The organism is Vibrio minamisatsumaniensis (assembly GCF_050337445.1).
Lineage (GTDB): Bacteria > Pseudomonadota > Gammaproteobacteria > Enterobacterales > Vibrionaceae > Vibrio > Vibrio artabrorum.
On the sequence record NZ_JAKJSY010000160.1, the window covers coordinates 1 to 2,082 of the forward strand.

4 protein-coding genes are annotated in these 2,082 nt (G+C 38.6%); all 4 read right to left on the minus strand.

Annotated elements, in window-relative coordinates:
- Nucleotides 1-216, minus strand: a 216-nt coding sequence (gene tnpA, locus L4B77_RS19815) for an IS66 family insertion sequence element accessory protein TnpA (RefSeq protein WP_429752565.1), incomplete at its 3' end; no start/stop codon positions are given.
- A gap of 51 nt (nucleotides 217-267) precedes the next feature.
- Nucleotides 268-1,260 (minus strand): DEAD/DEAH box helicase, encoded by a 993-nt coding sequence (locus L4B77_RS19820; protein ID WP_429752567.1) that lies wholly within the window; start codon nucleotides 1,258-1,260, stop codon nucleotides 268-270.
- Nucleotides 1,261-1,274: 14 nt separating this feature from the next.
- Nucleotides 1,275-1,799, minus strand: coding sequence for a HamA C-terminal domain-containing protein (locus L4B77_RS19825; RefSeq protein WP_429752571.1), 525 nt, complete (start codon nucleotides 1,797-1,799; stop codon nucleotides 1,275-1,277).
- A gap of 17 nt (nucleotides 1,800-1,816) precedes the next feature.
- The coding region (locus L4B77_RS19830; RefSeq protein WP_429752569.1) for an IS3 family transposase at nucleotides 1,817-2,082 on the minus strand (266 nt) is incomplete at its 5' end.

Consider the following 2,082-nt stretch of genomic DNA (forward strand, 5'->3'; position numbering starts at 1 on the left):
AGCCATCATCTGGTAGCGAGTCGTTTTTTCGATAACTTCTGCTTTAACAAAGCCACTGATATTGGCTGACTCCGTAGTTTGTAACTGCTGGCGCTTGGCATAAAAAGTAGAAAGACTTAACCCATTACGCTCACAGAAGACCCGTTGTGATAGATGACTGGATTGGTATTGCTCGAACAAGGTTTGCCATTCTTTGTTGGTGCGCCGTTTTGCCATTTCAAATCTCCTTGTAGTTGGAGATTTGATCTTATGGCGGACTGAGGATGATTAGAATGTGGGGTTTATGACGCGCTTACAAACAGGAGATATAACTTCGGTGAAGAACTTTCCATTGGAGGTGCGTTGAAATAAAGATAAAAAATACTCTGGGTTTTTAATCAAAGGGCTCGCAAAAAGTAGTTTTGTATTATTAAATTTTCTTAAAGCTACATCTATTGCTGTTTGAAGAATTATGCCTCGTTTCCCATTTTGAATCTCATGCGCTTCATCAATTATAAGCGTATCGATCTCTGGCTCTATATCTGTTGAACTTAGAAAGCTGAGAAGGCGCTCTTGAGTGAAAATATATACAACATTGGCGCGTGTTTTTTTTCTATCAACAGGAAACGGCGTAGTTCTGATTATGGCTTTATCTTGACCAATTTTCTTAATTGCATTTCTAACTCTCATTGATACTTCTGAAATCAGTGCTCTTGTCGGAACGACATAAACAATGCTGTAGCTCTGATTTACTCTAATCTGATTAGATAGAGAGAGGTTTAATACAAAAGACTTCCCGGCAGATGTAGGAGCTGAAATACTCAGATTTTGCTCATCTTCTAAAGAATTAAACAACTGTATTTGAAAGTCAGTAAGTTGTATTTCGTTTTCTGATTCATCAAGGATAGTATTCTCTGACTCTCGTGCAATTATTTCTAGTCTCAAAGGAGCAGGGATAGAGTTTTCAATTACGTATCTGTTTCTTAATAGCTCTCGGCCAGGAAAATTACCAATGCGAGACAAGATAACTTCAGCAGCTCCTTTGACAAGTTTGCTGTCACCTTTAGTTTGCTCAAGAAGCCTAGTAATGATCTCGTAAGACTCATTTATTTCATCATCTATTCCAAGCGATAATATCGAAGCATGGCTTACCAGTGCTCTAATTTCCATATCTTCGAAGTAAATTATGCTTTCAGAGGAAAAGCTGGAAGGGAGTTGGTTTAGAATGCTAGCTTTTTCTAGCTTTCTTACTAGCATTTGAATATCGAGAGTCTCACTCATACTGGTTTTAGTCCTTAGTCGAGCGCTTTGTTAAAGGCATTTCTGAAATCATCTACCGAAGGAAACGGGAGGAAAAAAAACTCGAAAGAAAGATGGTTGCAATTCATATTGGCTATTTTTTTCTGTAAGGAAGTAGTTAAACGTAAACCTTCTTCGTGGAACTTTGATATGAAACTTTCCGTTAAAGCCTTTGGATTTCCACCATCTATAGTGCTGAATTCTTTATAATTATAGCCGATGAGGCATGCATGGTTTAGGCGGGCGTTTGGCCCCGGTTCCCCACAAACGATCAAAGATGATAGTGCTTTTTTAGTCTCTTCATTCGAATATTTAAAGTGCTTAGTCACCATGGTAAATTCATGTTCGAGCATTTCAATATTATGGAAATCGTCAATACTACTCAGTGCCGAGTTGATTGCTGAGTTTGAGTCGACATAAAGTTTAGCTTCACCAAAAAAGAAGTCTACGAGATCGTCTTCAGAATTGTATTTAGCATGAATGCCATCTGAGCCTTTAACTTCATCTTTGATCTGCTCCAGTCAGACTGGACACCGCATTAAGCGACATATTGTTTTTCAAAGTTAACTGGGCTTAGATACCCAAGAGCACTGTGCCTTCTTGTTCGATTATAATCAACTTCGATATATTCAAAAAGTGCTTGGCGCATCTCTTCTCGCGTCATTATCGGCTCGTATTGGATGACTTCTACTTTCATTGAGTGGAAAAAGCTTTCAACACAGGCGTTATCCCAGCAATTTCCCTTCCTACTCATACTTTGTTTTAAATTATGAGCTGCGATTAAGTCTCGGTAGTCTTTTGAGC